Below are 2,381 nucleotides of genomic sequence, written 5' to 3' on the forward strand. Positions count from 1 at the left end.
CACCCGGCGAGGGTGGCGCGCCGCACCCGTCTCAGCCGCCCGCGGCGCCCGCACCCGTCTCAGCCCCCGCGTCCGACGTGGCGACGGCACGGTCGCAGCTGCTCTGGGCGGCGAAGAGCTCGCCGGTGTGCGCGCCGAACCAGTGGATCAGCGCGCACAGCTGCTCGGCGAGGTCGGCGCCGAGCGGGGTGAGGCTGTAGGTGACCTGCGGTGGCACGGTCGGGTTCACCGAGCGTGCCACGAGGCCGGCGCGGACGAGGCTCTTCAGGTTGTGCGACAGCATCTTCTGGCTGATGCCGGCCACCTTGGTGTGCAGCGCCGAGAACCGCTGGGGCCCTGGACCAGCGCGGCCAGGATGAGCGTGCCCCACCGGGTGGTGACCTGGTCCATGATCGCGCGGGTCGGGCAGTCGCGCTCCTAGCGTGAGTGCCGCAAACCCCCCGCAGCACACTGGCAAGGGAGAGTCATGAGCAAGCTCGAAGGAAAGGTGGCGGTCGTGACCGGCGCCTCGAAGGGCATCGGCGCGGCCGTCGCCGCCTGTTCGCGACGGCCCGCGAGGCGTTCGGCGCGGTGAACCTCCTGGTCAACAACGCCGGGGTGTACGCGTTCATGCCCCTGGAAGCCATCGCCGAGGACGAGTTCCACCGGCAGGTCGACACGAACGTGCTCGGGCCGTTCCTCACGATGCGGGAGTTCGCCGGGCAGCCCGAGGCCGACAACGGGTCGATCATCAATGTCGTCACCGCCGGCATCTCCAACCACCCGCCGTACACGGCCCTCTACACGGCCACGAAGAGCGCGCTGAGCGCGGCGACCATCGTGGCCGCCAAGGAGCTCGCGCCCCGCGGGATCCGGGTCAACGCCGTGGCGCCCACCGCTTCGGACACCGAAGGCACCCGCGCCATGGGATTCGTCGGTTCGGACGCGGGGGCGCAGACGGCGTCCCAGATCCCGCTCGGCCGGCTGGGCACCCCCGATGACATCGCGCCGTTGATCGTCTTCCTCGCCTCCGGTGAGGCCCGTTTCATCACCGGCGATGTGATCTTCGCGTCCGGGGGTCACCGCTGACGCACGCCCCGCAGCGGCGCCTGACGGCCGCGTCCGCAGCCGCGGTCCGGTCTGGTCTCCGCGGGCCCGAGTGACAACAATGTCGTTTCGCCTCCGGAGCGAACGTGGCACGGGGCCACGCGGGAGGCGACACAGGGGGCGACAGAGTGGAGCTCATCGGACGGGGCGCTGAGGTGGGGGCGCTGATTCAGCTGCTGGCCTGCGTCCGCGGGGGTTCCAGCGGGGTGCTCGTGGTGCACGGCGAGGCGGGCATCGGCAAGACGGCGCTGCTGGACTTCCTGGCGGGGGCGGCCGAGCCGGACGTGCGGGTGATCAGGCTGGCGGGACTGGAATCGGAGTCCGGGCTCGGGTACGCCGCGCTGCATCGATTGCTGGCGCCGTTCCTGGCCTCGCTGGACGGCCTTCCCGCACCGCAGCGCCAGGCCCTGGGCTCGGCCTTCGGCCTGGTGGAGCACGCGCCCGCCGAGTTGTTCCTGGTGGGTCTCGCCGCGCTGACACTGCTGTCCGAGGGGGCGGCGTACCGCCCGGTGCTCTGCGTCGTGGACGACGCGCAGTGGCTGGATCGGGAATCTCTCGACGTGCTGGCGTTCGTCGCGCGCCGCCTGGCGGCGGAGCGGGTGCTGGCCGAGGCGGAGGGCAACCCGCTCGCGCTGGTGGAGCTGAGCGGCCACCTCACCCCGCTGCAACTGCGCGGCACGTCGTTCCTTCCTGAGCGCGTCGCCCTGAGCCACCGGCTGGAGGCGTACTACCAGCGACAGGTCGCGGCCCTCCCGCATCGCACGCGCATGTTCCTGTTGCTGGCGGCGGCCGAACCGGCCGGCGACCCGGCGGTGTTCTGGCGCGCGGCCGAGTTGCTGGGCCTCTCGCCCGACGCGGGCGGACCCGCCGAGACGGCGGGCCTGCTACGCCTTACGCCTCAGGTGGCGTTCCGGCACCCGCTGGTCCGCTCGTCGATCTACCGCGGGGCGCGGACGGCCGCACGGCTCCGCGTGGAAACGGCCCTGGCCGCGGCCACGGACGACCCGAAGGAGGCCGACCGGCGGGCCTGGCACCTCGCTGCCGCCACGGTCGGCCCGGATGAGGAGGTAGCCGCAGCGCTAGAGGCCGCGGCTACCGGCACCGGACGCCGCGGCGGGCACACGAGCCGGAGCGCGATGCTGGAACGGGCGGCCGAGCTGACGCCGGACCCGGCGACCAGGGCCAGGCGGCTGCTCGGCGCGGCACTGGCCGGCCTGCCGGGCAACGCGCCCGCCCGGACCATGGCGCTGCTCGACGAGGCCGCTCCACAGCTGCCCGATCCCCTGTCGCGGGCG

The 2,381-nt window shown here is 73.4% G+C and carries 3 protein-coding genes; 2 read left to right on the top strand and 1 reads right to left on the bottom strand.

Annotated features, from left to right (window positions below; genetic code table 11):
• Positions 1 to 31 precede the first annotated feature (31 nt).
• Positions 32 to 370, bottom strand: coding sequence for a winged helix-turn-helix transcriptional regulator (locus DQW85_RS24335; protein ID WP_205315367.1), 339 nt, complete (start codon positions 368 to 370; stop codon positions 32 to 34).
• A 200-nt stretch (positions 371 to 570) separates the two neighbouring features.
• Here DQW85_RS24335 and DQW85_RS24340 point away from each other — a divergent pair, with 200 nt between their 5' ends.
• Positions 571 to 1,068: an SDR family NAD(P)-dependent oxidoreductase gene (locus tag DQW85_RS24340; protein ID WP_205315368.1), complete on the top strand. Its 498-nt coding sequence runs from the start codon at positions 571 to 573 to the stop codon at positions 1,066 to 1,068.
• Between the two features lie 146 nt (positions 1,069 to 1,214).
• The coding region (locus DQW85_RS24345; RefSeq protein WP_162795328.1) for an ATP-binding protein at positions 1,215 to 2,381 on the top strand (1,167 nt) is incomplete at its 3' end.

Source organism: Nonomuraea lactucae (assembly GCF_003313395.1).
Lineage (GTDB): Bacteria > Actinomycetota > Actinomycetes > Streptosporangiales > Streptosporangiaceae > Nonomuraea > Nonomuraea lactucae.